8 protein-coding genes are annotated in these 17,931 nt (G+C 45.9%); all 8 read right to left on the bottom strand.

What is annotated here, in order from left to right; translation table 11 throughout:
• Positions 1-7 precede the first annotated feature (7 nt).
• The gene (locus tag HUU58_07130) at positions 8-2,419 is read right to left on the bottom strand and encodes an ABC transporter permease (protein NUN45440.1); all 2,412 of its coding nucleotides are present in this window, start codon (positions 2,417-2,419) and stop codon (positions 8-10) included.
• Between the two features lie 118 nt (positions 2,420-2,537).
• Positions 2,538-4,907: an ABC transporter permease gene (locus HUU58_07125; protein NUN45439.1), complete on the bottom strand. Its 2,370-nt coding sequence runs from the start codon at positions 4,905-4,907 to the stop codon at positions 2,538-2,540.
• A gap of 58 nt (positions 4,908-4,965) precedes the next feature.
• Positions 4,966-7,368: an ABC transporter permease gene (locus HUU58_07120; protein NUN45438.1), complete on the bottom strand. Its 2,403-nt coding sequence runs from the start codon at positions 7,366-7,368 to the stop codon at positions 4,966-4,968.
• A 27-nt stretch (positions 7,369-7,395) separates the two neighbouring features.
• A complete protein-coding gene (locus HUU58_07115; GenBank protein NUN45437.1) occupies positions 7,396-9,780 on the bottom strand; it encodes an ABC transporter permease in 2,385 nt (794 codons plus the stop codon).
• Between the two features lie 30 nt (positions 9,781-9,810).
• Positions 9,811-12,165 carry an ABC transporter permease gene (locus tag HUU58_07110; GenBank protein ID NUN45436.1) on the bottom strand — a complete coding sequence of 785 codons (2,355 nt, stop codon included), beginning with the start codon at positions 12,163-12,165 and terminating at the stop codon, positions 9,811-9,813.
• A 23-nt stretch (positions 12,166-12,188) separates the two neighbouring features.
• Positions 12,189-12,968 (bottom strand): formylglycine-generating enzyme family protein, encoded by a 780-nt coding sequence (locus tag HUU58_07105; GenBank protein NUN45435.1) that lies wholly within the window; start codon positions 12,966-12,968, stop codon positions 12,189-12,191.
• Between the two features lie 94 nt (positions 12,969-13,062).
• Positions 13,063-15,441 (bottom strand): ABC transporter permease, encoded by a 2,379-nt coding sequence (locus tag HUU58_07100; protein ID NUN45434.1) that lies wholly within the window; start codon positions 15,439-15,441, stop codon positions 13,063-13,065.
• A 35-nt stretch (positions 15,442-15,476) separates the two neighbouring features.
• Positions 15,477-17,894: an ABC transporter permease gene (locus HUU58_07095; GenBank protein NUN45433.1), complete on the bottom strand. Its 2,418-nt coding sequence runs from the start codon at positions 17,892-17,894 to the stop codon at positions 15,477-15,479.
• Between the last annotated feature and the right edge of the window lie 37 nt (positions 17,895-17,931).

Here is a 17,931-nt window from a genome sequence, read left to right as displayed (position 1 = left end):
AATCATGTTATTCGTATTTCAGGGACCGTATCGGGTTGGCGCTGGCGGCGCGATAGGCTTGAAAACTCACAGTGGCGATTGCGATAATGACGGCCGTCAGCCCTGCTACGGCAAACGGTACTATCGAAAGTGGAGTGCGATATTCAAACGTCGCAAGCCATTGATTCATGACATAGTAGGCTAGCGGCCAGGCCAGCAGATTGGCCACCGCCACCAATCGTACAAAATCAGAAGCCAAGAGCCGGACTATACTCCAGGACGACGCCCCCATTACTTTGCGGACGCCGATTTCTTTCGTACGTCGTTCAGCCATATAAGCGGCCAGACCGATCAGTCCAAGGCAGGCGATAAAAGTGGCAAATATGGCAAAGGCGCGTAATATGGTTCCCAAGCGCTCTTCGGCGCGATACAACCGATCAAAACTTTCATCAATGAATTGATATTCAAACGGCAGTGACGGATGGTATTCCGCCCAAAGTGTACGGATGTGATCCATCGTTTCCGGTATTGCTGTTCCGCGCAATCGAATGGACAGGCGAGTATAGTTGCCTGTATTGGGAATAAAAACAATCGGCGAAATTTTTTCGTGCATGGACTCAAAATGGAAGTCCTTGACGATACCGATTACTTTCATAGTACGATTGGCCGAGATCACCATTTTGCCCAGCGCTTCATCATTGGATTTCCAGCCTATGGCTTTGACGGCCGCCTCGTTGAACATGACCGCCGCCGTGTCGTCGGTCGCGTACGTTCTGGAGAAATTACGACCGCTTGCCATCGTCATACCGTAGGTCGGAAAGAAGTCTTCATCCACGCGCACTGCGGCTATGCGAAAATCAATTTCCTTCATTTTAGATTCCGACTCCACGGTCATTTTATAACTATCTAAAAGGCGACCGGAGGGAATACGACTCGATGACCCAACGGATTCAACGCCGGGCAGTTGCAGAAGTTGTGCCTTGACTTGTGGAATTTTGTCGCGGGTTTCCTGTTCGATAAAAAGCGACACGACGCGATCCTTATCAAATCCCATATCGGCATTGCGGCAGTAATCGATCTGATTACGGATGATGCCGATACCGATAACCAGAGCGATGGAAATTGCAAACTGGGTCACGACGAGGACGGAGCGAAAACGTGATCGGGCGGAACCAAACTGCCGTTTGTCTTTGAGTACTTTGGCCGCCTCGAAGGAAGACAAATAAAAAGCCGGGTAGCTGCCGGCCACAACACCGGTGACCAGCAAAATACCCAGCACCGACAACAGCATTCCATAATCTTCTACTAACGAAAGGTCGAGGGATTTTCCGACAAAAGATGAAAAAAACGGGAGCGAAAGTTCCACAAGACCGATCGACAATATCATTGCGATGACGGCGATCACCAGTGATTCGCTCAAAAACTGACGGATCAAATCGCCGCGATGTGCGCCGATCGCTTTGCGCACGCCGACCTCCGTGGCACGATCCGATGCTTTCGCCGTGGAAAGATTCATAAAATTAATACACGCGATCAACAGTACGAAGACTGCAACAATCGAAAAAGTCCAGACATACAAAATATCGCCGTTGGGTTCGATTTCCGAATCGAGATGTGAATATAAATGGATATCGGTCATCTTCTGCACGTGCAGGCGAGTTCCCATGCTCGGTTTTGGAAAATGTGAGTTGCTCAGCGGGATATGCCGATCTACAAAAGCGACCAGCTTATCTTCCAGCGCCGAAGCCGTTAAGTCTTCAGGCAACAAGGCATACGTGATATAGTTATTCGAGCCCCAATAGGTCAATCTTTCCGGAGGGGTAAAAGCTTTATAGGTGCTGAACGAAACAAGGAAATCAAAGTGAAAATGCGTTTGCTGGGGCGGATCGGCAAGTATACCTGCGACTTTCAGGTCGGCGTCGTCCTCGTAACGGATGATTTTACCGATAGGGTCGGCATCTCCGAAGTACTTGCGTGCCATACTTTCGGTTATCCATAGCTCATTGGGATTTTTCAGTGCGTTCTGGATATCTCCTTTGACAACCTTGAAACTGAAAATAGGAAACGCGTATTCATCCGCGAAGAATAAGCCGCTTTCAACGAAAACTTTATTATCGCACTTCAGTCGGGTTTGAAAATCCTGTAAAATTTGAGTTACGACTATTTCCGGAAAGTCCGTTCTCATCAGCGGAGCCGCCGGCGGTGCAATTTTTCCCAGGTGAAGGCTGGTTTCCCCGTTGGGATTATTCCAAGAACGCGTAATACGGTATATCCGATCGGCCTGCGGGTGATGGCGATCATAACGCAATTCGTCCTTTACAAAGAGTAATATGGCCAAACAAGCGCCGATGCCTACTGACAGACCCACGATATTGATCGTGGAGTAAAGTTTGTGTTTAATAAGATTGCGAAAAGCAATTTTAAGATAATTATTAAGCATGGGGCTCGTCTCTTAAGGTTGAAAATTGTGTTATTTAACAAGCGCGTAAATCAATTTTTATACGTTTGACCTCATCATAAGGTTGCCATAAAAATGATGCGTTTTGATCGTACACGTATTATTCATATTTGAGCGAATGTATCGGATTGGTCACAGCCGCTTTGAATGCCTGAAAACCAATCGTCAGCATGGCCATGCTCATCGTTGCAACCAGCGCCAAAGGAAATGCAAGCCATGGAAACGAAGGGCGGTAAACAAATTGAGTGAGCCATTCCTGCATCCAATAATAGGCTATCGGCCAAGCGATCATATTGGCTGCACCGATCAGTAAAAGATATTCTTTAGTAAGTAACCGGATAATATTACCGATCGTAGCGCCGAGAATTTTGCGTACACCGATTTCTTTGACGCGGCGTTGGACGCTGAAAATAACTAATCCGAAAAGACCGAGGCATGCGATGATCAGAGCGGCCGAAGCCCCGGCACCGACGACCAGAGACCACCGACGATCCTGCGCATACAACTGCTGAAATGAGTCATCTAAAAACGTGAAGGCAAACGGTTGCTCCGTGGCCATCTCCGACCAGACGGTTTTGATCCGATCCAGTGTCTGATCCAATGCTTGCGTATTGCAACGAACCATAAGGTAGGCGCATCGTTCGAACTGTGGAACGAGAATCAACGGCGTAATTTTGTGTCTAAAGCTTTCGTAATGAAAATCATTTACCACACCGACGACGGTTCGTTGTTTACCGCCGTCAGTTCCCTGAAGGGTGATCAGCGTGCCGATCGCTTTTTCCGGATCGGGGTATCCCAGTTCACGCGCCGTGGCTTCGTTGATCAAAACCGATCCGTCGTTGTCGGTCGGATGAGGGGGTGAAATATTGCGACCAGCGATGATTGAAAGATCCATGGTCGGCACAAAACCTTCATCTATCCAGTTGACCGCGACGGCTAGGTCTTCATCCGTGCCGCGGTGTGAAATGTAATCACCGGCATGCGTTTTACCGGGCATAGCATTGGCTAAGGCTACGGATTGGACACCCGGAATATTGAGCCAACGCTGTTTGAGTGCGGGGAGATTGGATGCAACCGAAGGATCCATCAGACGTACGATCGCCACTTCTTCTTTAGTAAAACCTAATCGCGCTTCACGGATAAACTGCATCTGATGCCAGATCACACTTGTCGCTACGATCAGAATTACGCCGGAAACAAATTGCGAAATGACGAGACCTTTGCGCAGCCAACGGCCGCGTACGTGTTCGACCCGTCCTTTCAGAGTATGGACTATTTTAAATCGCGCGACGATCCACGCCGGATAGACCCCGCCCGTTATGGCCAGCAGGACGACGGATGCGGCGATCATCATCCAGTGTGTGCTATCCAATAACGAAAAACTGAGATGAATGGAGGTCATACGATTAATCGCAGGAAACAACATTTCCGAAAGGACCATCGAAAAAGCGAGTCCTAACAAAACGAATAAAAATGATTCGCATAAAAACTGGATGACGATCATCGAGCGAAAACCGCCGAGCGTTTGGCGAATACCCACCTCTTTACTGCGCGAGAGGCTTCGCGCCGCGGTAAGATTGGTATAGTTAATCAGCGAAATCAAAATGATGATTAATCCGATGACGCCCAACAGCTGTACATAGCGTATATCGTTGTTGACACTAAAATCTTTTTCGACGGTGGATTTGAGATGAATGTCGGTAAGCGGCATCAGGCTGAGGGTGACACGATTATCATTACCGTAGCGCGTCGTATAGATACTTGTCAGATCGGCTGCGAGGTTTTCGACCGATGCCTCCGGGCGTACGACGATATAGGTTTTTACAAGGTTGCCGCTTGATTTTAAAAATGTCGGCCAGAATATTTTTTCCGTCGAACCCATCGAAGCGATAAAATCAGGCCGCACATGCGAAGTGGATGGAAAATCGTCAATAACGCCGGCGACGGTGAATTCATGTTCGGCATTATATTTTAATATTGATCCTACCGGAGACTGTTTCCCGAAATATTTGCGCGCAGTCGAAGCGGTTAATAATACGGTCATCGGTCGCCCAAGCGCTTCTCGCCCTTCACCTGCGAGAAGAGTTAAACTAAACACATCAAATACAGACGAATCCGCAAAGAAAAATTGACTTTCGATAAAACCGTTTTCTTTATCGCGTGAAACCAGAGGGTCAAACCAATGGCGAAAGACCCGTGTTGCGCTTGCTATCGCATTATATTTATGTAATTCTGAAAACAACGCCGGTGAAGAGGCGTTCGACAAACCAAAACCCCGTGTATCTGAATGAATACGATAGATACGTTCGGATTTTTCATGAAACCGATCGTAGGATGTTTCATGAATCACATACACGCCAATGATGAAACATGCCGTCAGACCTACGGTCAAACCGATAATGTTGATCGCGGCGTAAGCACGGTTGCGCCACATATTGCGCAGGCTGACTTTTAGGAAATTAAACAGCATTGGCGGCCTTTCGATTTTTTTTTCGGACGCAGCGGTTAACGTATTTATTCAAAACTTTTTACTCATACTTCAGTGCATCCACGGGATTGGCGGATGCGGCACGATACGCCTGATAGGCGACCGTTACCCATGCAATGCCGAGCGCTATCAACCCTCCGGATATGAATAAATCCGGTTCGATGCCGATGCGGTATGCGAAATTACTCAACCAATAAACAAGGACGGCGTAGGCTATCGGTACGGCCACAAGAATTGCAAACACAACCAATTTAAGAAAATCTTTTGCCAGGAAGAAAACGAGGCGATGGGTATGAGCCCCCATAACTTTTCGGATGCCTATTTCTTTGCGTCGTTGTTCAGCCGAAAATGATGATAAACTAAAAAGCCCAAGACAGGAGATAAATATTGTAAACGCCGCACTTACAATAAAAATGTTGCCGATACGTTCATCTTCCTGATAAAAGGAAGCAAGTTTCTCATTCAAAAAATTATATTCAAAAGGATGTTCCGGGTCATACTTTTCACCCACCTGACGAAGGTGAAGCATCAAGTCATTCATGTTGTCTGCCGTGAAACGAACCGAAAAATAATCGCTTCGATCTATCGGATGTTCACCGAGTGGCGATAAAAAACCTATGATCAAAGGTTGGATTTTATCATGAAGAGAGCGAAAATGGAAATCACCGACAACGCCGACAATCGTTGCTTCGAACTGACGGTCCGGCACGCGAATACGTTGGCCGATAGGTTCATCCCATCCCCAAGCTTTGGCCGCCGTTTCATTGATTATTACGCTGAACGAATCGGTACCCATCGCATCGGAAAAATTGCGTCCCCGAATAAGTTGTACACCGAACGTATGAAGAAAATCCATATCGGAGGCAATAAACGCAGTTTTTACGGATTGGGTTACGCCCGGTGAATAAGCTTCCACTTCGGGAATATCTTTCCATTCGCCAGGTACGCGTGAAGTCACACTGACGGATTTTACCGACGAGTGTGAGGCGAACTGGGATTTCATACCGACTAGATGCTTGCGCACTTCACCCGAATTGATATCGATAACTACCAAATGTTCACTTTCAAAGCCGAGATTTTTTTCACGAATATAAGTTAACTGCCTATAGGCGGCGATGGTGGTAACGATCATCACGATGGATAATGTAAATTGACCGACGACAAGACCCGCGCGGATACCACGTTCATGTTTAGATGAACGCGAATACCCTTTGAAAATATGAATCACATTGAGTCTCGAAAGGTGAAATGCCGGATAGGCGCCTGAAAGGAGCCCGACCGTGAGTGTGAAAAGGATTATCAATGCGATAAGAAAAGGATTGTTGAAAACAGAAAACGATATCGGTTTCCCGATCAATGCACTAAAATGCGTGACAAAAAGTTCAACCAAACCGCATGCAAAGATCATCGCAATAAACACCAGCAAAACCGATTCGCTTACAAACTGGCCGATCAACTGCGGAAGACGGGCGCCGACGGATTTTCGCACGCCGACCTCGCGCGCCCGATGCAGAGAACGCGCCGTGGAAAGATTGATATAGTTGATCGTGGCGATAATGAGAATAAACAGCGCAATGGCCGAAAAAAGGTACAAATATTGAGGATCGCTTTTTTGAAAATTGCGGTCAGATTCGATAGCACTCGAATAAAGATGGATATCCGTCAGCGGTTGTAACTGTATCGTGCGACGTTTATTGGTATGGCCGATTTTTTCGTTTATGATATTCAGGACATCCTTTTCTAAAGTATTTATGTTCACACCTTCGCGTGCAACAGCGTACGTAATAAATCCACCGGACTCCCAGCTTTCTTTGAATTTTTTGAAACGCTGATCCTGAATGGAAGAAATTGAAAACAACATACTGAATTGAAGATGTGAATTGCCGGGCAGTGTTTGCAATAAACCTGTAACTTTGACGAGTCCAAAACTTTCGACGGATAGAAATCGGCCGACAACATCCGTATGACCGAAATATCGTAGTGCCGATTCCGGAGTTAATACGACGGACAGGGGTTCGCTTAATGAAAGTGAAGGATTGCCGCTGCGCATCGGAAAATCAAAAACTTCAAAAAATGTGGGATCGGCGAATAGATAATCGCCTTCATAAAACCGGTTATCTCCGACCGTGATGGTATAGCGGCCTAAACGGCGCACTTGCGTTGCCGATTCGATATCCGATTTCGATTTAAGATGGTCAGCAAGAGGTCCGGCGGTATGCGCGGCTAGGCGTTCCATCGTATCGCCCGATGATTGGTGCTCCACGATACGGTACATCCGTTCAGCTTTTTCGTGAAAACGATCAAACGATAACTCGTGCGCTAAATACAAACATAACATGATGCATGCAGCTAAACCGACCGTTAATCCGATCAGATTGATGGATGAAAACCAGATGCTTTTTTTGAGATGCCTCAGAGCTACCGTTACATAATAAAGGATCATAAAAACACTTTCGGTTATGAGCGGTGATTATTCATGTTTCAATGCGTTTACGGGATTACCGCGTGCCGTTTTTATAGCCTGCAATCCTATCGTAAGCATCGCAATACATACGGCGATCAGGGCCGCCATCAAATACGTGAACGCATTCTGATCCGTGCGATAGGCAAAATTCTCCAGCCAGGTTTTCATGGCTAAATAAGCCAATGGTACGGCGATAATGTTGGCTGTCATTACCAGTGTGAGAAATTTACGTACCAATGTGCCTGTGATCTGCATCGTGCCTGCACCTAAAACTTTGCGCACTCCGATTTCTTTTGTTCGTTTCTCAGCGTCAAAAATCGCGAGACCCAAAAGGCCAAGGCAAGCAATCACAATAGCAAAAACAGAAAAAACGATAATGAGGCGACTTTGTTTTTGTTCGTTGCGATACAAGCGGTCCAAACGCTGGTCTAAAAATTTGTATTCAAAAGGATACGCCGCGGCAAGTTGCATCCACGTTTTTTCAATATGCATAATGCTCTCTTGCACGTCATCCGATTTGATTTTGACGGCGCAAATTCGGTTATCCGCGTGGATGGAAATAGCCAACGGTTGTATTTCATCTTTCAAAGATTCAAAATGATAATCCTTCACCACGCCGATCACGGTTTTCGTATCACTGTCGCGGAGCAACGTTATTTTCATTTTTTTTCCGAGTGCTTCATCCGGCGACCAACCCAATGCACGCGCGGCCGTCTCATTTAAAAGAATACCGTCTTTGTCGGTTCCGAATTCTTTAGAAAAATTCCTGCCGGCGACAATTTTTAAGCCGAAAGTTTTGGTGTAATTAAAATCCGCAAAAACCGTGCGCATCATAAAACTTTCGTTTGATGTTTTCCCTTCGATTTCAAAGCCAAATTTGTCATGAAAGCCGCCGGGCTCACCGGACATGGACGAAGCCTGAATAATGCTCGGATTGGCAGCAAGACGATCTTTAAACGATTCTATATTTTTACGAATGTCGCTGTTGTCAAGCGGTACAAGCAGGATTTCGTCTTTATCAAATCCCAAATTTTTAGATTGGATAAAATCAAACTGTGCAAACATCGTGATGACAGCGATGATGAGGAATGTGGCGATTCCAAACTGTGCGATAACAACGGCTTTCCACAGGCGACTGCGTTGTGTACCGGAGTGGAGTTTATACTTGAGTGCATCGACCGGCTTAAAGGATGAAAGAACCAAAGCGGGATACAGGCCGGCCAATCCGCCCATCATGAGTGTACCCAAAATGAAGTAAGGCAAAAAGAGTAACGGATCGGATGTCCAAGACAACTCTTTCTCAAGAAAAGCATTCATATAGGGCAGAACAAGCTCCGTGCCCGTCAGCGCTAATGTCAATGCAATGAACGCAACGATGGATGATTCGGCCAAAAATTGGACCATCAGAGTGCGGCGATGCGCGCCGACTACTTTGCGGAGCCCTACCTCTTTGGCGCGCATAGCGGATTTTGCAGTCGATAGGTTCATAAAATTAAGCGCGGCAATCAGTAGCACCATCAAGCTTACACATAAAAAAACAAACAACGATTGATCGTTGCCGTGAGGTATCAAGTCAAATTGCGTATGGTGATCCAGATAAATCGACTGCAACGGCTGCAAGGACAAATCCATGCGCCGCCCCTGTTTTTTAAAATCTTCTCCAAAATATTTATCCATGAACGCGGGGAGTTTTTGCTCCGTTAGAGCGGCGATTATGCCCGGTTTCAACGTGATGTAGGTAAACAGAAAATTATTCCACCAGTTGGAATACCACTTACGGTCTTTGAATAATGTCAGATTGGCGACCACGTCAAAATTCAGATGCGAATTATTGGGCGCTGATTTAGCGATACCGGTGACTTTGAGATCAATCTCATTGTCTAATCGAATGATTTTGCCGATAGGATTTTCTTCGCCGAAATATTTTCTGGCGGTTGCCTCGGTCAGCACGACATCGTTGGGATTGCTGAGAACGGAAGCCGGATCGCCTTTGGTAAGTGTATAGGAAAAAAACTGAAAAAAATTAGCATCCACATAATAAAGTTTTTTTTCACTAAAAGACGTGCCGTTGTACGAGATCAATCCGTCGTTGGGCGCCACACGCGTAATGGACTCCAGATCATCCGGTAAGTCATTGGCCATGGCGTCCGCGTAAGGAGCTGAAGTCACCGCAACGTGATTTAACCCGTGCGCATCTTGATTCACCCGTAATACCCGATATATCCGATCACCATTGCGATGAAATCGATCGTATCCGGTTTCATGAACGATATAAACAGCGATCAGGATAACGCACATCATTCCCAGTGACAGCCCAAAAACATTGATGAAAGAAAAAAAACGATTTTTTAGGATGCTGCGAAATGCGATTTTGAGATGATTGGATATCATACATCACCTTTAGTGTTAAAAAATTGGAGATTATTCATACTTCAGCGCATCTACGGGATTGGCGGATGAAGCTTTGATCGCTTGATAACTGACGGTAATCAATGCAATACAAAGCGCCGTCGTGCCGGCCAGAATAAATGTCATAATGCCGATGTCCACGCGAAACGCAAAATCCTGAAGCCAGCGACTCATAAGGAAATACGCAACGGGCCAGGCGATAATATTGGACAATAGAACGAGCTTTAGAAATTCCGTCGAAAGCATGATGATGATTTTCGGAATCGAGGCGCCAAGCACTTTACGAATGCCGATTTCTTTGGTGCGTTGTTCCGTCGTAAAAGAGGCCAATCCGAAAAGTCCGAGGCAGGATATGATAATCGCCAGTACCGTAAAGGACGTATATATTCCGGTCAGGCGTTGCTCGGCTTTGTATAGCTTCTCAAGTTCTTCGTCTACAAATTGATATACAAAAGGATATTGGGGGAGTACTTGTTGCCACGTTTCTTCAATGGAAGCCAAAGTTTTAGTAGTTTCCGATGGTCCGAAGCGAACGGTCATAACATTCACGCGTTCCGGATTGAGTATAAAAATCAAAGGCGTGATTTCCTGGTGCACGGATTGAAAGTGAAAATCTTTGACAACACCGACGATAGGGCCTTGTATGTTCCATAGCGTAATCGTTTCCTGAAGCGGATTCTCCAACTTCATTTGCCGGATAGCCGCTTCGTTGACAATAAAGGCGCCGCTGTCGGCGGCAAAATTTTTCGAGAAAAATCGCCCTTGAGAAACCTGAATGCCGTGCGTTTCAAAAAAATCATAGTCCACACGCAGAAACGTAGTCAGTATGCGTTGGCCTTCTTGTTGGCCGCGCCATTTTAATCCCCATGTGTTACTCCCAAACCCGGTCATCGTCTGATCGGCGGCAGAAACCGATACGATACCCGGTTTCTGTTGAAGCTTTTCTTTGAGTACGGGGTATTGTTTGGCCGTATCATCCAGTAATCGAATGTAAACCAGATGTTCCTTGTCGTAGCCGAGGTTTTTATTCGTCATATACTGAAGCTGCTGGTATGCGATGATGGTGCAGATGACGAGCGCGATGGATAATGTAAACTGAAGCGATACGAGAATTTTTCGAAGGCGCATGCCTTGTATACTCTTGCTGAATGAACCTTTGAGTACGAGAGCAGGTTGGTAACGGCTGAGTACCATAGCCGGATACAATCCTGAGACCAATCCCGTGAAAAGAACCATCGCACACATCAAACTAAACGTTTGTATGTCGTCCCAACGTAAGGATAATTGTTTTCCGGAGAGATCGTTAAAAAAAGGAACCAGCAGCTCGATCAGAATGAGCGATAATAACATGGCGACTAACGTGATCGTTACGGATTCGATAAGGAATTGGCGAATGAGCTGAAAACGATCGGCCCCTACGACTTTGCGTAATCCGACTTCTTTGGCGCGTTTGATCGAGCGAGCCGTAGCGAGATTGGTAAAATTAATACATGCGATCAAAAGTATTAAAAATGCGATACCTGATAAGATGTAAACGTAGTTGATGCGCGGCGGTATTTTATTGAAGTCCGAGTACAGGTACATGTCGCTTAGCGGTTGTAAGAATAATTCAATTCGTACCGCCATGTTAGGATTACGATCAATAATCACATTTTTTATTTTTTCACTTACATCCGTTCCTTTTTGATTCGGCTGTAAAACGGCAAACATTCTCAGCCAGTTATTATCCCAATTACTTTTATCCGGCTGTGTTTCTTTCAGATACGACAAGGACCACAAAAGATTAAATTTAATGCTCGATTGCAACGGAGGATCGGCAGCTATAGCCGTGACTTTAAATAAGTCGCGGCCACCCATTTTGATGGTTTTACCTATAGGATCTTCGTTCCCGAAATATTTTTTGGCCAGGGTTTCGCTGAGTACTACGGCGTCGGGTTGATGGAGTGCTGTTAACGGATCGCCTTTGATTAATGGAAAAGAAAACATGGTAAGAAAATCGGGGTCCACACCGAGGCCGTCGTTTTCATACATGCGTTTTTCGCCGTATTCGATAAGAATATTATTCCAAAAATTCATTCGGGAGATGCCTTCGAATTCAGGAAAACGCTCCTTAAGATGGTAGAGCAGCGGAGCCGGCGTAGCCGATGTCGTAAAAACCTCACCATTGGCATAGTGCTGACTTTCCATCACGCGGTAGAGGCGCGGTAGTTTTTCATGAAAACGGTTATAAGACAATTCGTCTTGCACCCACAGGAGTATCAGCGTCGTACACGTAAGTCCGATGGCAAGGCCGGCAATATTGATGAAAGAATAAGCTTTGCTTTTGGATAACGTACGCAAGGCCATAGTGAGATAACTTTTGAGCATGGTGGTCCCTGTTTATTTAAGCATTAACGGTTATTTTCTTTTGTATTTACATCTTCCATTACAAGACGAAAGCCTAAGCTTGGTCCACGATCATGCGGTTCATGAGTATAGCGACGGCCGCTACGCGCCAGATCACCTCCGAAGTGCCAACTTCCGCCGCGAATGATTTTTCGATCGCCGGCACATCGCCGTACAGGATCATACTCCGTTTCCTGATTATATCGGCAATAGTCATCTTCGCACCACTCTAAAACGTTACCATGCATGTCATAGAGGCCCCATGTGTTGGGAGCAAAACTTCCTACCGGCAAAGGGCGAGATCGGAAAATACCTTTTGAGGACTTGCCGTAAGGCCAGTTACCATCGTAATTGGCCTGATCCGTACTCAATGTATGTCCCGTGGCGAAGGGTGTTGACGTACCTGCACGGCATGCATATTCCCATTCGGCCTCACTGGGCAATCGGTAACGACGACCGGTTTTGCTGTTCAGATGTTCAATGAATCTTTTCACATCAAACCAGCTGACGTTTTCAACAGGGCAATCTGAACAATCATGAGAATACTGACTGGGATTCTCATGCATGATCATATACCATTGGCGTTGTGTTACTTCATACGCGCTCATCCAAAACGGTTTTGTAATATGTATCTCGTGCAAGGGGGCGACCGTATCGTTTTCAGCTAAACCGGCCATATATTTTCCCGCTTCGATACGGCGAAATTTCATACCGGTAGTCGAATCCTGCCACCATACAGAAAAAGAAGTTTCGGCAATATATCCGGAAGGATTTTTACGATGCATGGCAGAGCAAGCTGTTAAATACAAAGATATCATTAGAATAATAAGTGTTCTCAAATCAGCTATGATGATTGAGTCTTTTGTGATTAACATACTTTTATTCGTATTTGAGTGCATGGATCGGATTGGCGGAAGCCGTGCGCCATGATTGTATTCCCACCATGATGAGTGTCAGTCCCAATGTCAATATTCCTGTAATAGCCATGATTTCCCATCGAACGGCAACGCGATACGCAAAATCGTCCAGCCAGCGATTCATCATAAAATAAATCAGAGGGAATGAAATGATGTTTGCCAGTACGACCATTCCGACATAATCGCGCGACATCAGATACAATACATCCGTGATCGTGGCGCCCAAAACTTTGCGAATTCCGATTTCTTTGGTACGCTGCTCATTGTAATACGCCACCATGCTATAGAGGCCAAGCCCTGCAATAAGAATGGCCAGTGCCGAAAAGCCAATCATCAGGTGATGCAGGCGATCTTCCTGTTTGTATTGTTTGTCAAACACTTCGTCAAGAAAGCGGTACGTCATCGGAATTTCCGGCGCCATAGTTTGCCACACGGACGAAAGTTTTGTGATAGCCTGTTTTGTTTGTTGCGGTGCGACACGAATAATCATGCGCCAGGATTCTGCCGGCGCGTAGCGCAGGACCAATGGTGCGATGGTGCTTTTAAGTGACGCATAATGAAAGTCTTTGACAACGCCGACGATTGATCCCGGTTTATCATGATTTCCGTCCAATGAACGCAAGCGCATCGTTTGAAAATCCGATTTTCCGTAAGCTTTCATAAAAGCTTCGTTGACCACATAATAATCCGTGTTCTCTGCCGCATGTTCCGGATAAAAGTAACGCCCTTCGGATAACGCTATGTTAAGTGTCTTCAAATATTCCGCATCCGCATATATGGTATTGATAGAAATGCGTCCGTTTTCCGTTCCGCCCAGTATTTCATACGGACCATGCGAAAAAGCATTGCCGGGTACGGAGTTGGCAAATGTTACGGATATGATTGATCCGTCGTTGGTGAGCTGTTGACGTACGGCTTCAGGTTTTTCACGCAATGAACCCGGGGCGGAGGTCACGATAATCTGTTCTTTTTGAAAGCCGAGGTTAAATTCTTTCATGTGGTTGATTTGTTGCCAAACAATCACCGTGCACGATGCAAGAATGATCGAAACGGTGAATTGGGATAAAACCAATCCTTTGCGGAGTTTATTGGCCACCGGAAGTTTGGTCACGCCTTTGATGGTGCGCGCGGGTTCAAAGGATGATAAAACCCATGCGGGGTAAAAACCGGCGATGAGCCCGGTCAATACTCCGACGCCGATCATAATGCCTAACCAGGGACCGTGTTCGGTATAGGTAAAAGGAATAGATATGTCGAGATAATGACGTAAAAGAGGAAGTAAGCCTTCCAGCATCCCGATAGCCAAGACGGTAGCAAAAACCGACAGCATAAGTGCTTCGCTGATAAACTGCAGAGCTATGAGCCACCGGCTTGCGCCGGAAATTTTTCGCACGGCGATTTCTTTGGCGCGTCGCATCGCTTTGGCTGTCATCAGATTGGTAAAATTGAAACATGCGATGAGTACGACCAATACGGCGACGCTGCAAAGCGCGATCAGTGAAGTCCAATTTCCGTCGGCGTTATCACGGCGGATACCTTGCGTGAAATGAATATCGTTGAGAGACTGTAGTCGGATCGTGCGCTGATTTTTCCGCGGAGCACGTTCTTCGAAAATATTGAGCACTTTAGACTGTACCGCGCTGATATCGGCTTGGGGCGTTGTCATCAGGTAGGTTGCAAAATTCCAACTGGTATTTTCTTCCGGTGTCGTATCCATTCCCCAGATTTCGCGAATGCGCTGAAAATGACCCAGCATTTCAAATTGTAGATGGGATTCGACCGGTACATCCGTAAATACGGCTTTGATCGTAAAGACGTGGGAACCATTGAGTGTTATGGTTTTCCCGATCGGAGATTGATCTCCAAACATACGATACGCAGCGGAACGGGAGACAATCAGTGCCGAAGGATCGCTGAGCGGATTCATGCCGGACGTGAACGGTTCCGTAAAAGAGAACATGTGTAAAAAATCCGGATCGGCCAAAGCTAATCCGTCCGTAAGCATACGTTGGTTTTCATGCGTGATCAGTTGTTCCGATCCCAAATGGATGTATCGCGAAGCGAGGCGAATCTCGGGAATTTTATTTTTAGCGGACGGGGCAAGCCATGCCGGTGTCCAAATTTGTTCATAATCGTTGGCGCCGCCTTGGATCCGCGGCAATACACGGTAAATGTGTTCCTTGTTAACGTGAAAATTTTCGTAAGCCAATTCCTTACGCGCGTAGAGTAAGATCGTAAAACAACAGAGTAGTCCGACCGATAATCCGATCAGGTTGATCCAGACGAAAGAACGTTCTTTCAGAAAGTTTCGTAAAATAATTTTCAGGTAAACTTTGAACATGAAGCATCCCATTGTTTTATATCTAAAAAACTTAGTTACTCATATTTCAACGCATGCACGGGGTTGGCGCGTGCAGCGCGCAACACCTGATAACCCACCGATACGGCAGCGATCAAAAGTGAAACACAAAGTGCTAATACAAACACATCGGTTCCGATGGCAACGCGATACTCAAAATCCTGAAGCCATTCTTGCATGATGCAGTAAGTCAGTGGCGCTGCGATAATAAATGCAACAACTATTAATCGGGAAAACTCACCGGCGAAAATCTTTAATATATCGACAATAGAGGCGCCAAGTACTTTACGGACACCTATTTCTTTGGTTTTGCGATTGACCATAAAAGCTACCAAACCAAATAAACCGAGACATCCGATGAGAATAGCAATACCGGCGAAAGTGGTAAACAGATTTGATGTGAGGCGTTCATTTTGATAAAAACGTTCGATGCGTTCATCCAGAAATTCGAATGAAAAAACGTATTCGGGAAACGTTTCATTCCATACTTTTTGAATATGTGCCATTGCTTCAGTTGACTGTGTCATTCGTATTTTGATGCCGGCCTCACGATACATAGGGGCATAATTTCCCAGTACGACGGGACGAATCCGAGAATGTAAGGAGTTTGTATTCCAGTCTTTGACGACACCGACGATCGGCACAGTTTTGTTGTTGCCGCGCATCATGATTTTACCGACTGCGTCTTGTGGCGATGTCCAGCCGATGGTTTTGACAAACGTTTCGTTGACCACGATTTCATTCAGTGTGTCGCTCTTGGTGTAATTTCGCCCGGCGATCATTTGTAATCCCATCGTAGGGATGTGATACGCGTCGGCAACCCGCATCATCGTTCGAATGCGTTCTTCTTTGCCATCGTGCATATGACGCATGATGGTATTCCAGCTAAAATTAACGGCACCGGCTGCATATCCGAACGTAACCGCCTCGATGCCTGAAAATTCTAAAAACCGAGATCGTAAACTTTCCAGTTGTTGCGGTTCAGCGTTGGGTAACGGCACCGTGACGACGGCATCTTTGGAAAACCCGATATTTCTGGTGCGTAAAAAATCTAACTGGCCTACCGCTACAAGCGTCGCTATGATGAGCGATTGGGATATTACAAACTGAATCATCACTAACCCGCGCCGCAGCAGCAAACCGCCGGCATGTTCGGATGATTGAGAGGACTTCAAAACGAAGGCAGGGCGATAACCGGACAAAATCATTGCCGGATAGAAACCGGAGAAAAGTGTGACCGAAAAAGTAATTGCCGATAATACAAAGAATATCGTGAATGTATCAATCGGTGTTTTGAAGGCTTGAAGCGTTAAGGCGTTGAGTACAAACGGTAACGTGAGTTCGCATATCATAACGCCGATAAGAACAGAAAGCATCGTAATCAAAAACGTTTCGCCGAGGAATTGGATAACGAGTTGAGTACGGTTGGCGCCGAGCACTTTGCGCACACCGATCTCTTTCGCACGACGTACAGCTTGTGCCGTAGCAAGGTTGATGAAATTGATGCATGCCGTAGCAATTAAAAAAAGGGCTATAAAAAAAAGCGCGTATAATGTGGATCGGTCGGTCGTCTGACCGGAATACGAATCGTAATCTGTGGCGTAATGTACATCGGCTAACGGTTGTACGCGGTAGTTGCGGGTGATGTCGGAAACCGGCTGATGCTTTTTGGAAAGCGCCGGTAGTTGATCTTCCAATTCTTTTGCGGTAGCACCTTCTTTGAGTAATACCCAGGTATTGGTATTGCTGGAGAGGTTGCCCCATGAAGAGAGATTTAATCCGAGCACCGCATCCGGATTATTACGACCCGACTCTAGCGACATCATTACGCGAAAGGGCAATTCTGTGTTGACCGGAAAATCGGCTGCGACACCGACTATTTTAAAATCAAATTTGTTATCAAAGCGAAACGTACGCCCAAGTACGTCAGATGAGCCGAAATATTTGCGAGCGATAGATTCGGTGAGGATCGCCGTGAATGGTTCGCTCAATTTTTCGGACGAACCATGGATAAGCGGAAAATCAAAAATTTTGAATAATTCCGGCTCAACAAAAGCAACTCCTTCATCTTCTTTGAATTTAGCCGAGGCCCCGCCTTGAGTATCATAAATAGAAATCAACCCGTTATCGTTGTCGGCATAATAAGTACGTGTCGCAAACTCTACCTGTGAAAGGTCGGATTGCATCGCTGTAGCCAAAAGTATAGGCGAACCCTGCGTGTGATTTACTTTTCCGTTGTCATCGGAATCCGTCACGACACGATAGATGCGATCTTTTTTACTGTGGAAACGGTCGAAACCGGTGTGAATATGCAGAATGCTAAAAATGATCAATGCACTGGATATGCCAATGGATAAACCGACCACATTGATGAGAGTATAACTGCGGTTACGCTGTAATACTCGGATTGCCGTTTGTAAATAATTTATAAACATAAAACCTCACGTTTCTTGAAAGGTTGTGATAAATAGA

Source organism: bacterium, assembly GCA_013360215.1.
Taxonomy (GTDB): Bacteria; CLD3; CLD3; order SB21; family SB21; genus JABWCP01.
This window is presented reverse-complemented; position numbering and strand designations above follow the sequence as displayed.

Excerpts from the sequence above, each read along its gene's own strand:
- HUU58_07130 (NUN45440.1), bottom strand. The coding sequence starts at position 2,419 with ATGCTTAATAATTATCTTAAAATTGCTTTTCGCAATCTTATTAAACAC.
- HUU58_07125 (NUN45439.1), bottom strand. The coding sequence starts at position 4,907 with ATGCTGTTTAATTTCCTAAAAGTCAGCCTGCGCAATATGTGGCGCAAC.
- HUU58_07120 (NUN45438.1), bottom strand. The coding sequence starts at position 7,368 with ATGATCCTTTATTATGTAACGGTAGCTCTGAGGCATCTCAAAAAAAGC.
- HUU58_07115 (NUN45437.1), bottom strand. The coding sequence starts at position 9,780 with ATGATATCCAATCATCTCAAAATCGCATTTCGCAGCATCCTAAAAAAT.
- HUU58_07110 (NUN45436.1), bottom strand. The coding sequence starts at position 12,165 with ATGCTCAAAAGTTATCTCACTATGGCCTTGCGTACGTTATCCAAAAGC.
- HUU58_07105 (NUN45435.1), bottom strand. The coding sequence starts at position 12,968 with ATGCATCGTAAAAATCCTTCCGGATATATTGCCGAAACTTCTTTTTCT.
- HUU58_07100 (NUN45434.1), bottom strand. The coding sequence starts at position 15,441 with ATGTTCAAAGTTTACCTGAAAATTATTTTACGAAACTTTCTGAAAGAA.
- HUU58_07095 (NUN45433.1), bottom strand. The coding sequence starts at position 17,894 with ATGTTTATAAATTATTTACAAACGGCAATCCGAGTATTACAGCGTAAC.